Genomic DNA, 17,649 nt, shown 5'->3' with positions numbered 1-17,649 from the left:
TTACCTTTCAATCCTTTACAGCTTCCTTTAAGCGTATGACAGTATCGGCATCAGGTGTAATATATACGGTCTGCTGCTGGTCGTAGATCACGAACCCGGGTTTGGAACCATTCGGTTTCTTAACATGGCGAACTTGTGTGAAGTCAACGGGCACTGAGCTCGATTGCTGTGCTTTACTGAAGAAAGCTGCTAATACGGCTGCCTCTTTTATCGTTTTTTCACTTGGCGATTCATTTCGAATCACAACATGTGAGCCAGGTATATCTTTGGTATGAAGCCATATTTCATCACGGCGTGCAAACTTATTCGTTAGATAATCATTTTGTTTATTATTCTTCCCGACAAAAATGAGATCTCCATCTGTAGCATAATATGTTTCAAGCTGCGGTTTTGCATTTGCAGGCTTTTTCATGCCTTTTTTCTTTTTTTGCCTAATGTATCCTTCTTCCTGAAGTTCTTCGCGAATCTCCTCTATATCTCTGGGTGAAGCTGATTGGAGCTGCTGATGCAAGGCTTCAAAGTAGGCCAATTCCAATTTTGTTTTTTCGATTTGTTCTTGGACGACTCCGACTGCATTTTTGGACTTTTGGTATCTGGAGAAGTACTTCTGTGCATTATCTGATGGATTTTTTAATGGGTCAAGCGGGATGGTGACCATACTTTGTTCTTCATCATAATAATTGACGACTTCTATTTCCTTCATGCCTTTTTTCATTTGATATAGATTAGCTGTAAGAAGCTCACCGAACAACTGATACTGTTCTCCGCGTTCCGTATCTTTTAATGTACGTTCGAGCTTCCCGATTTTTTTTGAGTTTTTTTCTATTTCATTAGTAATGAAACGTTCTACATCCTGGCTCTTTTGCTTAACCCGATCTCTTTCTGCCTTTCCGAAGTAATAGCGGTCGAGCATCTCGCTCAATGAAGGAAATGTACGTTGATTCCCATTCAGATGCTCTAGTGGAAGCATATAAAAAACTTCTTTATTTCCATCTTGTTTGATCATCGCAGTATAGTATTGCTCCGAGATTTCTTGGATAATCTTTAAAAAAGCTGATGGAAGGGTCGTGCTGTTGGCAAGTCCAGCCCGGTAAACGGCTTCCTTTGCAACTAATGGTGAAACTCCAGAAAAATGGGCAACAAGCTGTCGATCCAGCTTTCCTGCATTGAAGTCAATATTCTTCCTTATATCGTCCTCGGTAGCCTCGAATGGATTCTTCTTTTCTTGAGCGGGCGGGGCCAAATATTCCTGGCCAGGCAATATCGCCCGATAACTGTTAACGGCATGTGAAACATGCTTAATGCTGTCCAAAATCATATTTCGTTCTTTATCGACTAAAACAATGTTGCTGTGACGCCCCATGATTTCGATGATTAACTGCTTTTGAGAGACATCCCCAAGCTCATTGCGGCCCTTCACTTCAAAAATGATCATTCTATCAAGTCCATATTGATAAATATTTTCTATCGTATAGCCCTCGAGGTGCTTCCTAAGAAGCATACAGAACATGGGTGCCTCTTTGGGATTTTCATAACTCTCTTCGGTCATTTGCACCCTCGAATAACTTGGGTGGGCTGATAATAGGAGCTTATGGTTCTTACCTCCAGCACGAACAACCAGTATTACTTCATTTTTATAAGGCTGATGTACCTTATTGATTCGTCCACCTTTTAATAAAGAAGCGATTTCTTCCGTCATCGCTTTCGTGAATAATCCATCAAATGACATTCTATTTTTACTTCCTTTACATAAGATTTTCTAAGAACTCATTTTGGCTGCCCATTTTAGCTAATCCCAATTTTTTAGCGAACTGGGTGAAAAGCTGGAGTTGTTAGTTCAGGTAAATTGAATGGCTACTTTTTTTGGTTCCAGAGATTAAATACAAATTTGGGTCCATTCATCATGATTAGCGGTCGTTCATTCATTAAATTATCCGGATCGTTCTTCTTTCCGCAATTCTGTTTAATTATAGCATTATTTTGGACGAGTCTGAATAATCATGGAAGAAGAGCAGGTTGTTTTATGTATCGGTAAGCAGGCAGGTGTTGGATGAGTAAAGCAAAAAGCGCCTGTTGAGATGTATACAGGAGCCTATTTCATTCTATTCAAAGGGATGTGTGATACTTGATGGAGTTCAAGGAAATGAATAATCAAGAAATGGAGAAAGCGCTTCAAACAAACGTTACACACGGTTTGGACGATGATGAAGTAAAGGACAGGCTGCGAAAGCATGGCTTTAACGAATTGAAGGAAGGAGAAAAACAGTCAGCCATTCTTTTATTTTTCGCCCAATTCAAAGATTTCATGGTCATAGTTTTACTTGCCGCGACCTTAGTCTCCGGGATATTGGGTGAATATATCGATGCGATTGCCATCATGGCGATTGTTTTTTTGAATGGATTACTTGGGTTTTTTCAAGAACGGAAGGCCGAGAAATCCCTGGATGCCCTAAAGGAAATGGCTGCGCCGCAAGTTAACATACTTCGGGATGGCCAGTGGCTGAAAGTCCCATCGAGAGAAGTCGTAGTAGGGGATATCCTGAAGTTTTCGAGTGGTGACCGAATTGGTGCCGATTTACGGATCATCGACCAGTCAAGCCTTGAAATAGAAGAGTCTGCACTTACCGGCGAGTCACTCCCGGCCGTTAAATGTTCTGATCCATTGATGAATGAGGTTGAAGGTATCGGTGATCAGGAAAATATGGCGTTTATGGGAACGATGGTAACAAGAGGAAATGGGGTAGGAATCGTAATCGCTACAGGAATGAATACGGCGATGGGCAAGATTGCGGATCTCTTGCAGACTGCAGAAACAAAAGAAACACCGCTTCAACGGAGGTTGGAGCAGCTAGGCAAAATTTTGATCGTCACGGCTTTAATATTAACTGTAATCGTGGTCCTGACTGGCGTCATTCAAGGGCATGATCTTTATACGATGTTTTTGGCCGGGGTATCTTTGGCTGTTGCGGCGATTCCTGAAGGCTTGCCAGCCATTGTGACCGTAGCATTGTCTTTGGGCGTTCAGCGTATGATCAAACAAAAAGCGATTGTCCGCAAGCTTCCTGCCGTAGAAACGCTTGGCTGCGCAACGGTGATTTGCTCAGATAAGACAGGTACACTGACACAAAACAAAATGACGGTGACGAAGGTCTGGAGTGGAGGGAAAACTTGGGATGTTGGCGGTACTGGTTATAATCCTGTCGGAGAGTTTTCCTTAGAGGGAGTTTCAGTTGCCCCGAAAAACCATAATGCCTTGCTTCAAATAATTACATTCGGCATGCTCTGTAATAAAGCCGAGTTAAAGGAGGATGGTAAACGATATATTTTGGACGGTGATCCGACAGAAGGGGCGATGTTGGTCACGGCAATGAAAGCGGGCTTGACGAGGGAACACTTGTCTAAGAGGTTTACGATAGTCAAGGAGTTTCCATTTGACTCGAGCCGCAAAATGATGAGTGTCATAGTGAAGGATGATAAAGATAATCATTTCGTCATCGTAAAAGGGGCCCCTGATGTATTGATCGCCCAGTCCGACACGATTCTTTGGGAAGGAAAATCGGAAATATTGAATCAGAAGAGTAAGGAAAGGGTGCAACAGGACATGAATGAGCTTGCCTCTCAGGCACTTCGAATGATTGCTGTTGGTTATAAACCCCTTTCAAAAGGAACGATTTTGCTTCATGAAACCGAAGCTGAACGCAATTTGACCTTCATGGGACTGCAAGGCATGATCGATCCCCCACGTCCGGAAGTGAAGCAGGCAGTTAAGGAATGCAGGGATGCCGGAATCAAAACTGTCATGATTACTGGCGACCATGTAATAACAGCAAAGGCAATAGCTAAAGAACTTGGTATTTTAAAAGGAAAAGACCGCGTACTAGAAGGACGGCAATTGGCCGACATGGAAGTAGGGGAACTTGAGGAAGTTGTTGAAAGTGTTTCGGTATTTGCCCGCGTTTCCCCGGAACATAAGTTGAAAATCGTAAAAGCCTTGCAAAATAAAGGACATGTAGTTGCAATGACAGGGGATGGTGTCAATGATGCCCCTGCGATAAAATCAGCGGATATTGGTATATCCATGGGTATCACGGGTACTGATGTCGCTAAGGAAGCTTCTTCCTTGATATTGGTTGACGACAATTTTGCCACAATTAAATCGGCCATCAAAGAAGGCAGGAATATTTACGAAAACATCAGGAAGTTCATCCGTTATCTGCTTGCTTCCAATGTTGGGGAGATTTTGGTCATGTTTTTTGCGATGCTATGTGCCTTGCCGTTACCTTTGATACCAATCCAGATCTTATTCGTGAACCTTGTTACCGACGGACTGCCTGCGATGGCATTGGGACTGGATTCCGCAGAAGAAGATGTAATGAAAAGAAATCCAAGAAATGCTAATGAAGGTGTTTTTGGAAGAGGGCTTGGCTGGAAGATCATCTCTCGTGGTTTTCTGATCGGGATTTCTACATTGATCGCATTTTATGTGGTATACCGTGCAAATCCGGATAATCTTGCTTATGCACAAACGATTGCGTTCGCTACCTTGGTCCTGGCTCAGCTAATACATGTATTCGATTGCCGAAGCGAACGTTCGATCTTCTCGAGAAATCCATTCGGTAACCTTTATCTAGTGGGGGCGGTACTGTCCTCCCTATTATTGATGGTAGCCGTCATGTATGTGCAGCCTCTACAAACAATCTTTCATACGGTACCGATTTCGGGAAGGGATTGGCTATTAGTTATAGGGATGGCATCCATTCCAACTTTTTTACTGGCTGGAACCTTTTTAGCAAGAAAAGCACAATGATATATGATATAATCTTTAAGGTGGTAGAGTCATGCTCTATTGCCTTTTTATTTTTGTAGTATTTTATTTGTGAGCTTAAGTTTTCGTGCTGTAGCTAATATATAATGAAAGTTAAAGGCCAAATTACTACATTATGTTTGATAGGATGTGGAACCATGGTTACCAGTATGACGGGCTATGGAAGAGAAGAAGCGGAAAACGAACAGGTCAAGGTTTTTGCCGAAATTAAGACCGTGAACCATCGTTTTTGTGAATATACGATTCGGATTCCGCGCCAGCTTTTGGTTTTGGAAGAAAAGGTAAAGAAGAAGGCGAATCAATACATAAGAAGGGGACGGGTGGAAATCTTCATCACAGTGGAAGGTGAGAGCCTGGTTTCCAAAAAGGTGAAGATCGATTGGAATCTTGCGGATCAGTATGTGGGTTTGATGGATGAAGTCAAGCGAAAGTACAATCTGGAAAGTTCCATTGCATTACAGGATATGCTGCAACTTGAATCGATTTTCATAACGGAAGAAGTACCTGCGGTTCCTGCCGATTTGGAATCCCTGTTATTGAAGGCTGTCACGGGGGCATTGGAAAATCTGAAAAAAATGCGGAACCTGGAAGGTCAGGAACTGGCCTTGGACATGAAACGCCAGCTGAAAAAGTTCGGTGAGATTGTAGCAGGGGTCAAAATGCATGCACCTTCAGTCGTCGAGAAATATAAAGCCCGGTTGGAAATCAAACTGGCTGAGTTGACTGAAGGATTGATTGAAGATAGCCGCATTGTTACAGAAGCGGCCATTTTTGCTGATAAATGTGATATAAATGAAGAACTGACCAGACTCGATAGCCATGTACAGCAATTTTCAAGGACGCTTACCCATAGTGAACCAATTGGAAGGAAACTTGACTTCCTTGTCCAGGAAATGAACAGGGAAGTCAATACGATTGGATCAAAGGCAAATGATTCGGCCATTACCAAAGAAGTGGTGGAAATGAAAAGTCTTCTTGAAAAATTAAAGGAACAGGTTCAAAATATCGAGTAGTCGGTTTATGATGAACCTAACAAGGTGACAATAGATATGAATGGGGGACAAAAATGTCAATAAAGCTCATTAATATTGGTTTTGGGAATATCGTTTCCGCAAACCGGATCGTATCAATCGTGAGCCCGGAATCGGCTCCGATCAAAAGGATCATCCAAGACGCCCGGGACCGCGGATCCTTAATAGATGCTACATATGGTAGAAGAACCAGGGCCGTAATAATTACAGACAGCGACCATGTTATCTTATCTGCCGTTCAACCGGAAACGGTTGCCGCACGGCTCCAAGATAGAGATGACAGCGTAGAAGAGGGGTAACTGAAACAATATGAGAGAAAAAGGTTTATTAATCGTTTTGTCCGGTCCATCCGGTGTTGGTAAAGGAACTGTAAGGAAGGCAATTTTTTCACAGCCAGGAACGGCATTCGAATATTCAATTTCGATGACGACACGGCTGCCACGCCATGGTGAAGTGGACGGAGTGGACTATTTCTTCAAAAAACGCGAGGAATTCGAAGCACTTATCGAAGAAGGAAAATTGCTGGAATATGCTGAGTTCGTCGGTAATTATTATGGAACACCCGTGGATTATGTCCGTGAAACAATCGATTCCGGAAAAGATGTATTTCTGGAAATAGAAGTTCAAGGAGCTAAACAGGTCCGGGAGAAATTCCCTGAAGGACTTTTCATTTTCCTTGCTCCTCCGAGTTTGACTGAACTCGAAAGCCGCATCGTTACTCGCGGAACCGAGACGGAGGAAGCGATAAAAGGAAGGATGAAGGTGGCTAAGGAAGAAATAGAACTTATGGATCTGTACGATTATGTTGTTGAAAATGATCATGTGGATGCCGCATGTGCGCGAATTAATGCAATTGTAATTGCCGAGCATTGCCGTCGGGAAAGAGTTGCTGTTTTATATAAAAAAATGTTGGAGGCGGAATAAATTATGTTATATCCATCAATTGATTCTCTATTACTTAAAATCGATTCTAAATACTCACTTGTATCAGTGGCGGCTAAACGCGCCAGGGAAATGCAAATTAAAGATAACTGCCTCGTAAAACCGGTTTCCCATAAAGCGGTAGGTCGTGCCCTTGAAGAAATTCATTCCGGTAAATTGACTTATGATAATTCTTACGAGGAAAACTAAGAGAACACATAGCTTGACCTATCGGGCCTGACACCCTAAAGCAAACAGGAGCGTTACATTTGGAAAGTGCTTCCTTCCTGCGGCCAAGGTGTCAGGCCTGTTTGTTTTGATTTTTTTAAAAGTAACCAAAGTCATAGATGAAATCCTGAAAGATATGGAATGTTGGGGGAATCCATATGATATTGCGCATTTCAAATGAAATTTCTTCGGTTTTCCGTCATAATTAGAAAAAAAGAATGTATAGTTAGGGGAAATTTGCATGCTTATCGATAAAAAAGTACTTCTTTGTGTCACCGGCGGGATTGCTGTATATAAGGCTGCTGCCCTGACAAGTAAATTAACTCAGGAAGGTGCGCATGTAAAAGTGATCATGAGTGAATCGGCACGTAAGTTCGTGACGCCGCTCACCTTTCAGGCACTTTCGAGAAATGATGTTTATACAGATACTTTTGATGAGAAGGATTCTTCAGTCATTGCCCACATCGACTTGGCTGATTGGGCTGATATCATCCTGTTGGCCCCAGCTACAGCCAATGTCATTGGCAAGGTGGCCAATGGAATCGCGGATGATATGATCACGACCACGCTACTGGCAACGGAAGCACCTGTTTGGGTTGCGCCGGCAATGAATGTGCACATGTACGCCCATCCAGCGGTTCAGAAAAATATGGAGACACTTCGGTCGTTTGGATATCAATTCATTGAACCGGGTGAAGGGTATTTGGCCTGCGGTTATGTAGGAAAAGGGCGATTGGAGGAACCGGAAACAATCGTGGAACATCTTAATCGATATTTCGGTGAACGCAAATCACAGAAACAGCCTCTTAAAGGAAAGAAATATTTGATAACGGCAGGACCGACTCGTGAAGCGGTTGATCCGGTGCGTTACGTGACGAATCATTCCAGCGGCAAAATGGGCTATGCCCTAGCCGAAGAGGCAATTGAAATGGGTGCTGAAGTGACATTGATTACTGGCCCCGTGAACTTGACGCCACCTTTCAAGGCTAGAGTAATACCAGTGGAATCGGCAGCGGATATGTATGATGCGGTATTCGATCAGTTCGATTCCAGTGACGTCGTAATCATGACGGCTGCAGTGGCGGACTATAAACCAAAGATTTATCATGCTCAAAAGATGAAAAAGCAGCCAGGGGAAAATGTGATTGAATTTGAACGGACAAAGGATATCCTTAAGGAACTCGGTGAAAATAAAACTCATCAGATCTTGGTAGGTTTTGCGGCTGAAACGAACAACGTCGAAGAATACGCTAGAGGAAAATTAGTCAAAAAGAACGCAGATATGATCGTTGCCAATAATGTTACCGTCGCAGGGGCAGGATTTGGAACGGATACGAACATCGTGACCATTTACGATAAAGATGGAAGTGCGATCGAACTTCCAAAAATGAGTAAAGCGGATATAGCTAAAAGCATCCTGGCAGAAGTATCCCGCATGCAAAAGGAATGATGTCTTATGGATATAGCATCCGTCATCGTGGATGTACCTGCTAAACAAACGGATCGAGAATTCGACTATCGCATACCTGAAAAGTGGAACCAAGTCATCAAGCCCGGAATGCGGGTCATCGTCCCATTCGGTCCAAGAATGGTGCAGGGATTCGTCACAGGCTTAAAAGCTAAAAGCGACTTTGCGAAATTACGCAATATAAAGGAACCAATGGATTTGGAGCCTATCCTTAATGATGAATTGCTGCAGCTTGGTGACTGGTTGACTAAAGAGGCGATGTGTTTTAAAATTTCAGCGCTGCAGGCCATGCTTCCGGCAGCGATGAAAGCAAAGTATGAAAAAGTTATTAAAGTCGTTGAAGATAAAAAGGAGCAGCTGCCTCTCTTCATTCAAAACCTTTTCGGAAAAAATGATTCAATATCCTGGAAAGACGTGATTGAAGGGGAGAACGCCTCCCTCTTCCAAAAGGAAATGCAAAATGGCAATCTTGAACTCGTATATAATGTGAAAAACCGACTAAATAAGAAGACGGTCCGTGTCATTAAATCTTTGCTTTCCCCTAAGGAACTGAAAGAAATGGCATCAGCCATGTCCAGCCATGCAAAAAAACAACAGGAACTCCTTCAATACTTTATTGAACATCAAGAACCCATTCCGTTAAAGGAATTGCTTGAATTGATAAACACATCGAGCGGTACCGTCAAATCCCTAGTGGCAAAAGGGGCTTTGGCGGAAATGGATCAAGAAATATACCGTGATCCGTATGAAAACCGTGTGTTCGAAAAATCCACACCCTTTACACTAACAGCTGAACAAACAGCTGCCTTGAAGCCCATCAACGAGAAAATACATCATGATGAACATGATGTCTTTCTTTTATATGGTGTAACAGGCAGCGGGAAGACGGAAGTGTATCTACAGGCAATTGCCTCTGTCATTGAAAAAGGGAAGGAAGCCATCATGCTTGTACCTGAAATCTCCTTAACGCCACAGACAGTGAAGCGGTTTAAGGAACGATTTGGTGAGCAGGTAGCTGTCATGCATAGCGGTTTATCCGTAGGTGAAAAATATGATGAATGGCGGAAAATTCATCGTAAGGAAGTTAAAGTGGTGGTGGGGGCGCGTTCAGCCGTGTTTGCTCCTTTTGAAAACCTGGGGCTGATCATCATTGATGAAGAACATGAATCCAGTTATAAGCAAGAAGAAACCCCAAGGTACCACGCCAGGGATGTTGCCGTTGAAAGAGCAAAATCATATAAGTGTCCGGTAATTCTTGGCAGCGCCACACCTACACTTGAATCTTTTGCGCGTGCCAAGAAAAACGTCTATAAATTATTGACCCTTAGCCAGAGGATGAATAAAAATGCGTTGCCAGCAGTGGATATTGTAGATATGAGGGAAGAACTAAGAACGGGAAATCGTTCCATGTTTTCGGAGCTGCTCTTTACCAAGCTGAAAGACCGGCTTGAGAAGGGAGAGCAAACAGTCCTGATGCTAAATAAAAGGGGACATTCTTCCTTTGTGATGTGCCGAAGCTGCGGATTGGTCATCAACTGCCCTAATTGTGACATTTCACTTACTTATCATCGCTTTAATGATATAATGAAATGCCATTATTGTGGGTTTGAAGAGGGAATGCCTTCCGTTTGCCCTGAATGTGAAAGTGAACATATAAGGTTCTTCGGTACAGGCACTCAAAAGGTTGAAGAAGAGCTAGCAAAAATCCTCCCTGAAGCACGGGTCATACGAATGGATGTTGACACGACGAGCAAGAAAGGTTCACATGAGCGGTTGCTGAATGCTTTTGGTGAAGGGAAGGCCGATATATTGCTAGGTACCCAAATGATAGCAAAAGGCCTTGATTTTCCTAATATCACTCTTGTTGGAGTCCTATCAGCTGATACGATGCTGCATCTGCCTGATTTCCGTTCTTCTGAAAAGACATTCCAGCTGCTGACACAGGTAAGCGGAAGGGCGGGACGTCATCAGCTTCCGGGAGAAGTGGTCATCCAAACCTATACGCCTGAGCATTACAGCATCGAGCTTTCTGCCTTACAGGATTTTGATGCTTTTTATGAACGGGAGATGCATCTAAGGAGGCAAAGTCATTACCCTCCCTATTATTATGTTGTCCTTATAACCGTTTCACATGAAGACTTAATGAAGACGGTCAGTGTTACTGAAAAAATCACCAATTATTTAGGCTCACGATTGAATCGGGATTCTATCGTACTAGGTCCGGTTGCTTCTCCCATTAGTCGAATCAACAATAGATATCGCTATCAATGTCTGATAAAATACAAACGAGAGCCGGACCTTAATCAGCATCTACGCACACTTTTGGAGCATTACCAAAAAGAAACCGCTCAAAATCATCTGCAGATTTCAATAGATTTAAATCCACAGATCATGATGTAATTGTTTAAGAGATGGATGATTACCGCGAGCTGTTACAGCTTGCGTTTTTATATAATGAAGTGTTGTTTTTCATATCTAGGAGGGTACCTTTAATTTTGGCTATTTTACCGATTGTCTTGTTTCCTGAAAAAATTTTAGAACAAAAATGCGATAAAGTAACAAGTTTTGATAAAAAGTTGGCAAAGCTGTTAAATAATATGTATGAAACGATGGTGGAGGCGGATGGCGTTGGACTTGCAGCACCTCAGGTTGGCGTGAAAAAGCAAGTGGCCGTCGTTGAAATAGAGGAAGGATCAGGTGCTATCGAACTGATTAATCCGGAAGTGCTGGAAGTGGAAGGCGAACAGACAGGTGTTGAAGGATGCTTGAGCTTCCCGAGTTTATATGGCGAAGTATCGCGTCCATACCGTGTCAAAGTCCGGGCACAAGACCGAAAAGGATCGTTTTTCGAGATAGAAGCGGAGGATTTCCTCGCGAGGGCCCTTCAGCACGAAATTGATCATCTGCAAGGAGTTTTATTTACAAGTAAGGTTTCCCGGTATATTTCGGAAGAAGAGTTAGAAAGGTTTGGGGAAGAATGACAAAAATTATATTTATGGGTACGCCGGACTTTTCAGTGCCGGTATTGAGAAGAATCATTGATGAAGGGTATGAAGTGATCGCTGTGGTCACACAGCCCGATCGTCCAGTAGGTCGCAAAAAGGTGCTGACGCCGCCGCCAGTTAAGGTCGAAGCCGAAAAGCAGGGGATTCCCGTTTATCAGCCCGAAAAAATCCGTGAAAAAGAAGAACTTGAAAAAATCATTGCATTGAATCCTGACTTAGTGGTGACGGCTGCTTTCGGTCAAATCCTTCCGAATGAATTGCTGGATGCCCCTAAGTACGGCTGTATTAATGTACATGCCTCCCTGCTTCCTGAACTGCGTGGAGGGGCGCCAATTCATTATTCCATTTTACAAGGGAAAGAAAAGACGGGAATAACCATCATGTACATGGCGGAAAAATTGGATGCCGGTGATATATTGACTCAGGCGGAAGTTATTATAGAGGAAGAAGACAATGTAGGTTCACTGCATGATAAATTAAGCAAGATAGGATCGGATTTACTTGCAGAGACGCTTCCGAAACTTATAAATCAGGAGTTACAGGCGATCAAGCAGGATGAGGCAAAAGCGTCTTTTGCGCCTAACATAAAACGGTCTGAGGAAAAAATCGACTGGTCGAAATCAGGGGAAGACATCTATAACCATGTACGTGGCCTGAATCCTTGGCCTGTTGCTTATACAACCTTAGACGGGGCCATTTTGAAAATTTGGCAGGTAAAGAAACTTGAAGATGGCAATCAGGCAGTGCCGGGCACGGTCATTGATGTACAAAGTGATGGTTTCATCGTTTCGACAGGCAATGAGACGGCAATACTAGTTACAGAACTGCAGCCTTCAGGGAAGAAAAAAATGCCGGCGAAAGATTATTTGCGTGGAGCCGGATCGTTCATTAAAGCAGGCATGAAGTTAGGAGAACAGAATGAAGCAAACTAAAAAGGGAGTACGTGAAATCGCTCTCGATATCTTGGAATCTGTAGAGAAAAACCAATCCTACAGTAACCTATTATTGAACAATTTGATTAAAAAGCACCAGTTATCCGCCGTGGACAGCGGACTGCTTACAGAAATAAGCTACGGTACCATACAGCGGAAGATGACTTTGGATTATTATTTGAACCCATATATTAAACAACCGAAAAAAACGCAAAGCTGGGTCATCAATTTACTTAGACTTTCCGTTTACCAAATGGTCTATTTAGATAAAGTGCCTGATCATGCAATCATTTTCGAGGCCGTCGAAATTTCCAAAAAGCGCGGGCATAAAGGTACATCTTCGATGGTAAATGGTGTACTTCGTAATATTCAAAGAAATGGTGTTCCTTCTTTAGGTGATATTAAAGATGATCTGGAACGGCTTTCCATAGAAGTAAGTCACCCAATTTGGTTGGTCAAGCGTTGGGTAGAGCAATTTGGTTTTGAAAAAACCAAGGAAATGTGTGAAATCAACTTAACTGCGCCTTTACAGACGGGACGGGTTAATTTAAAGAAGATTTCACGCCGTGAACTGATCAGCATATTAACGGAAGAAGGATATGATGTTGAAGCAAGTGAAGTCGTTCCCGAAGCAATCGTCAGCTATAAAGGGAATCTTGCTCATTCAGAAAGCTACAAATTAGGGTATTTATCGATTCAGGACGAGAGTTCAATGCTTGTAGCCCATGCATTAGGTGCGAATGAAAATGATGCTGTACTCGATTGCTGTGCTGCACCTGGAGGGAAAACGACACATATCGCAGAAGGCTTGACCACTGGACAAGTATATGCGCTCGACCTTCATGAGCATAAGGTCAAGCTCATTAAAGAGCAGGCTGAGCGCCTTAAACTCAGAAACAATATTAAGACAATGGCCCTTGATAGCAGGAATGTGCAAGAACACTTTAATAAGGAAGGGTTTGACAGGGTGCTGATCGATGCACCATGTTCCGGATTGGGAGTCATGCGCCGGAAGCCTGATGTAAAGTACACTAAAACAAAAGATGATATAATGAAACTCTCAAGTATACAAAAACAATTATTGGAATCGGCTGCCCCGCTTGTCAAACAAGGCGGACGGTTAGTATATAGTACCTGTACGGTGGATAAAGAAGAAAATGACAAAGTCGCTGCAGCATTTTTGGAAAGCCATCCGGATTTTGAAAGCGATGCAACCTTGTCCACAAGAATGCCTGAAAGCGTTCAGCCATTTATCGAGGGTCATACGCTGCAAGTTTTTCCGCAATATTTTAGCAGTGACGGATTCTTTATTGCGAGTTTTAGAAAGAAGGTGCTGTAATGGCAGAAATCACTAAATCATCTAGAGTAAGAAAAGACACGACACCAGAAAAACCATCGATCTACTCATTAGAGCTTCACCAAATTAAAGAATGGCTTATTCAAAATGGAGAGAAGGCATTCCGGGCCGAACAAGTATATGACTGGCTTTATAAAAAGCGTGTCTCCAGTTTTGAAGATATGTCCAACCTTTCGAAAACATTACGGGATAAGCTGGAATCACAATTCACCTTCACGACATTGAAGACTTTGATTCAGCAAACGTCCAATGACGGAACGATGAAGTTTTTATTTGAACTCCATGATGGATATTCGATTGAAACGGTGCTGATGCGCCATGAATACGGAAACTCCATTTGCGTGACAACGCAGGTAGGATGTAGAATTGGCTGTACATTCTGTGCATCGACATTAGGCGGTTTAAAGCGTAATCTTGAATCAGGGGAAATTGTTGCCCAGGTCGTTAAAGTTCAGCAAGCACTTGACGAATCGGAAGAACGTGTTAGTTCTGTCGTTATCATGGGAATCGGTGAACCGTTTGATAACTACGATAATATGATGTCATTCTTGAAGAATATAAACCATGAAAAGGGCTTGAACATCGGGGCGCGTCATATTACCGTTTCCACAAGTGGAATCATTCCTAAAATCTATAAGTTTGCCGAAGAAAGCATGCAAATAAACTTTGCTGTTTCCCTTCATGCACCGAATACGGAATTGAGAAGTAAATTGATGCCGATCAATAAGGCCTACAAACTTCCAGACTTGATTGAAGCCATCAAATACTATACAGAAAAAACAGGTCGCCGTGTAAGTTTTGAATATGGTCTATTCGGTGGCGAAAATGATACAGTGGAGCACGCAGAAGAATTAGCAAGTTTAATAAAAGGGATAAAATGCCATGTTAACTTAATACCGGTTAACTATGTACCTGAACGCAACTATGTACGTACACCTCGGGACCAAATTTTTGAGTTTGAAAAAACATTGAAGAAGCTCGGCATTAATGTAACGATCCGAAGGGAACAAGGCAGTGATATTGACGCAGCCTGCGGCCAGCTTCGGGCCAAGGAGCGCAAAGAAGAGACGAGGTGACCCTATGAGGGCAATATTTAAGACAGACCGTGGAAAAGTCCGCCAGCATAATGAAGATAATGGCGGAATCTTTAAAAACTCGGAAGGCGTTCGCCTTGCCATCGTTGCAGATGGCATGGGCGGCCACCGTGCCGGGGATGTAGCCAGTGCAATGACGATAGACCTTCTGAAAAAGGGCTGGGAAGCATCTACAGGTATCGAAACGGCAAATGAGGCCGAGGATTGGCTGAAGCAGCAAATCGTCTTGGTCAATCAGTTGCTTTTTGAACATGCTGAATCGAATACGGAATGTAAGGGCATGGGGACCACCATTGTTGCAGCCATTTGCACCGACAAGTTTGCTACCATTGCTAACATCGGGGACAGCCGATGTTATTTGTATAATGAGAGCGGTTTTAAGCAGGTCACGGAAGACCATTCACTTGTTAATGAATTGGTCCGTTCCGGGCAGATTTCAAAGGAAGATGCCGAAAACCACCCACGGAAAAATGTTTTATTACGAGCCCTGGGGACAGAAATGCAAGTGGAAATGGACATTATGACTGTCATCTTCGAAGAAAATGATTTACTATTGCTTTGTTCGGATGGATTGACGAATAAAGTGAGTGAACAGGAACTGGAAGAAACCATAACCAATGAACAGTCACTTGAAGAAAAGGCGAATTCATTAATAGATAAGGCCAATCACTACGGTGGGGAAGATAATATCACCCTTGTGCTTGTTCAATTTACTGAAGAAAGTGAAAGCAGGTGAATTGAATGTTGATTGGTAGAAGAATCAACGGCCGTTATAAACTGATCGAGATGGTCGGCGGCGGCGGTATGGCGAATGTTTACCTTGCAAGGGATATGATCTTAGATAGGGACGTTGCATTGAAAATCCTTCGCATGGACTTTAATAATGACGAAGAGTTCATCAAGCGCTTCAATCGGGAAGCCCAATCGGCAACCAGTTTGGCCCATCCCAATATCGTAAGCATTTATGATGTTGGTGAAGAAGATTCAATCTATTATATTGTAATGGAATACGTGGACGGTTTTACTCTAAAGCAATACATACAAAAATATTATCCAATTCCAGTTGATGAAGCCCTGGATATCATGAAGCAAATCACGGCAGCGATTTCCCATGCCCATCACAATGGGATTATCCATCGTGACATCAAGCCACAGAACATTTTGATAGATAAAGAAGGAACCGTCAAGATTACGGACTTCGGTATTGCATTGGCCCTAAGTGCAACAAACATAACGCAGACCAACGCAGTCTTGGGCTCGGTTCATTACTTATCTCCGGAACAGGCCAGAGGCGGTATGGCCAATAAGAAATCGGACATTTATTCACTGGGCATCGTCATGTTTGAATTGTTGACGGGGAGATTGCCTTTTTCGGGTGAATCAGCCGTTTCGATCGCGCTTAAACATTTACAATCGGAAACTCCTTCGCCAAAACGCTGGAACTCTGAAATACCTCAGAGTGTGGAAAATATTATCCTGAAAGCGACAGCCAAAGATTCATATTACCGCTATGATAGCGTGGACTCAATGGAAGATGACATGCGGACTTCGCTTAATCCTGAGCGTTCAAATGAACTGCCTTTTGCCATTCCTGAAGATCATGATGCAACAAAAGCCATCCCCGTCATAACGGATGATCAGATTTCAAGCGTGGATGAGACAATCATAAGGGGTCCGGAAAAAAATACATTGGTCTATGCGGACGATGAAGAAAGTGAATCAGAAGCAGAGAGTAAATCGAAAAAGAAACAGAAAAAACAAAAGAAACAGAAAAAACAAAAAATCAAGTCGGAACATAAAGGTAAAAAACGAAAGAGCATGCCTGCGATCTTGGTGACCACCTTTTTAGTTCTTGCCCTGCTTGCTGTTTTATCTGTCACTGTTTTACCTCCCCTCCTTGTTTCGAAGGAAGTGACGATCCCGGACCTTAAAGGGGAAAAATTGGATGATGCCATTACTGAATTGCTTGAAATGGATTTGGAAATTGGGGACACGATCGAGATTGAAGATGAAGAGGTCGAAGCTGGTCTTGTGATCAAAACCAACCCTAAGGAAGGTAAGACGGTCAAGGAAGGTGCAGTGATCGATATTTATCAAAGCATTGGCAAAGAGACGATTTCATTGTCCAGTTATGAAGGTCGAGACTACTCTGATGTTAAATCCCTTCTTGAAAAAATGGGATTCAAAAACATAAGCGTGACCGAAAAATATGATGACAGTGCTGCCGGCACGATCATAGATCAATCGCCCTCGGGTGCCACTGAGGTCGTACCATCCGAAACGGAGCTTGAGCTAACGGTCAGTAAAGGGGCAGATCTGCTGAGCTTGAAGAACTTAACTGGGTTCAATCAAGCTGGCCTTGATGATTATTCCAATGAAAGTGGAATAAAGATCGATGTCGAAGAAGAAATCTATGATGATACAGTAGCAGAGGGGCTTGTCATTTCCCAGTCACCCGAACCTGCTACGAAGGTGGAAAAGGGCAGTACTGTGAAAGTGGTCATTTCAAAAGGGAAAGAAGAGATTCCTCCCAAGAGTGTAACGGAGGAAATCAAAATCGAGTATGATCCGGTTGAGCCAGGCAAAACGCAAAAAATACAAATTTTCATCGAGGATATCGACAATAGCATGACGGAGCCTCAAGAAACATTCTTTATCTTGGATGATGCCAAAAGAACGATCGAATTAATGGTTTCCCCGGATAAGAAAGCAGGATATAAAGTCATGCGGGACAATCAGGTCATCATTGACGAATCCGTCTCATATCCAGAATAAATTTAATAATTAG

General features: G+C 42.8%; 14 protein-coding genes. 13 read left to right on the top strand and 1 reads right to left on the bottom strand.

The genetic code is table 11. From position 1 onward, the window contains the following. Positions 1–7: 7 nt before the first annotated feature. Positions 8–1,729, bottom strand: coding sequence for an Rqc2 family fibronectin-binding protein (locus FNK51_RS01270; RefSeq protein WP_141992205.1), 1,722 nt, complete (start codon positions 1,727–1,729; stop codon positions 8–10). 399 nt (positions 1,730–2,128) lie between these two features. Here FNK51_RS01270 and FNK51_RS01265 point away from each other — a divergent pair, with 399 nt between their 5' ends. The 13 genes from FNK51_RS01265 (at position 2,129) to pknB (ending at position 17,636) form a co-directional block, all read left to right on the top strand. Beyond that, a complete protein-coding gene (locus tag FNK51_RS01265) occupies positions 2,129–4,807 on the top strand; it encodes a calcium-translocating P-type ATPase, SERCA-type (RefSeq protein ID WP_141992229.1) in 2,679 nt (892 codons plus the stop codon). A 155-nt stretch (positions 4,808–4,962) separates the two neighbouring features. Further along, positions 4,963–5,838 (top strand): YicC/YloC family endoribonuclease, encoded by an 876-nt coding sequence (locus FNK51_RS01260; protein ID WP_141992204.1) that lies wholly within the window; start codon positions 4,963–4,965, stop codon positions 5,836–5,838. 53 nt (positions 5,839–5,891) lie between these two features. Then, a complete protein-coding gene (remA, locus tag FNK51_RS01255; protein WP_034313813.1) occupies positions 5,892–6,155 on the top strand; it encodes an extracellular matrix/biofilm regulator RemA in 264 nt (87 codons plus the stop codon). Between the two features lie 10 nt (positions 6,156–6,165). Beyond that, complete coding sequence (gene gmk, locus FNK51_RS01250) at positions 6,166–6,780, top strand: guanylate kinase (RefSeq protein WP_034313809.1); 615 nt, start codon at positions 6,166–6,168, stop codon at positions 6,778–6,780. A gap of 3 nt (positions 6,781–6,783) precedes the next feature. Next, positions 6,784–6,987, top strand: a complete 204-nt coding sequence (gene rpoZ, locus FNK51_RS01245; RefSeq protein ID WP_076366615.1) for a DNA-directed RNA polymerase subunit omega — start codon at positions 6,784–6,786, stop codon at positions 6,985–6,987. 259 nt (positions 6,988–7,246) lie between these two features. Beyond that, positions 7,247–8,455, top strand: coding sequence for a bifunctional phosphopantothenoylcysteine decarboxylase/phosphopantothenate--cysteine ligase CoaBC (gene coaBC, locus FNK51_RS01240; RefSeq protein ID WP_141992203.1), 1,209 nt, complete (start codon positions 7,247–7,249; stop codon positions 8,453–8,455). Positions 8,456–8,461: 6 nt separating this feature from the next. Continuing rightward, positions 8,462–10,873, top strand: coding sequence for a primosomal protein N' (gene priA, locus FNK51_RS01235; RefSeq protein WP_141992202.1), 2,412 nt, complete (start codon positions 8,462–8,464; stop codon positions 10,871–10,873). Between the two features lie 95 nt (positions 10,874–10,968). Next, a complete protein-coding gene (gene def / locus FNK51_RS01230) occupies positions 10,969–11,454 on the top strand; it encodes a peptide deformylase (RefSeq protein ID WP_098371054.1) in 486 nt (161 codons plus the stop codon). Next, complete coding sequence (gene fmt, locus FNK51_RS01225) at positions 11,451–12,410, top strand: methionyl-tRNA formyltransferase (protein ID WP_098371053.1); 960 nt, start codon at positions 11,451–11,453, stop codon at positions 12,408–12,410. The genes def and fmt overlap by 4 nt, the downstream gene beginning before the upstream one ends. Beyond that, complete coding sequence (rsmB, locus tag FNK51_RS01220; RefSeq protein WP_141992201.1) at positions 12,397–13,749, top strand: 16S rRNA (cytosine(967)-C(5))-methyltransferase RsmB; 1,353 nt, start codon at positions 12,397–12,399, stop codon at positions 13,747–13,749. Before fmt ends, rsmB begins: the two co-directional genes overlap by 14 nt. Further along, the gene (gene rlmN / locus FNK51_RS01215; protein ID WP_141992200.1) at positions 13,749–14,843 is read left to right on the top strand and encodes a dual-specificity RNA methyltransferase RlmN; all 1,095 of its coding nucleotides are present in this window, start codon (positions 13,749–13,751) and stop codon (positions 14,841–14,843) included. The genes rsmB and rlmN overlap by 1 nt, the downstream gene beginning before the upstream one ends. Before the next feature lie 4 nt (positions 14,844–14,847). Continuing rightward, positions 14,848–15,597: a Stp1/IreP family PP2C-type Ser/Thr phosphatase gene (locus tag FNK51_RS01210; RefSeq protein ID WP_141992199.1), complete on the top strand. Its 750-nt coding sequence runs from the start codon at positions 14,848–14,850 to the stop codon at positions 15,595–15,597. A 5-nt stretch (positions 15,598–15,602) separates the two neighbouring features. Then, the gene (pknB, locus tag FNK51_RS01205) at positions 15,603–17,636 is read left to right on the top strand and encodes a Stk1 family PASTA domain-containing Ser/Thr kinase (RefSeq protein WP_141992198.1); all 2,034 of its coding nucleotides are present in this window, start codon (positions 15,603–15,605) and stop codon (positions 17,634–17,636) included. Positions 17,637–17,649: the final 13 nt, after the last annotated feature.

It is taken from the genome of Bacillus sp. B4EP4a (assembly GCF_006680105.1).
Lineage (GTDB): Bacteria > Bacillota > Bacilli > Bacillales > DSM-1321 > Peribacillus > Peribacillus simplex_E.
The sequence above is the reverse complement of the archived record's forward strand: the minus strand, read 5'-3'. Positions and strand labels throughout refer to the sequence as shown.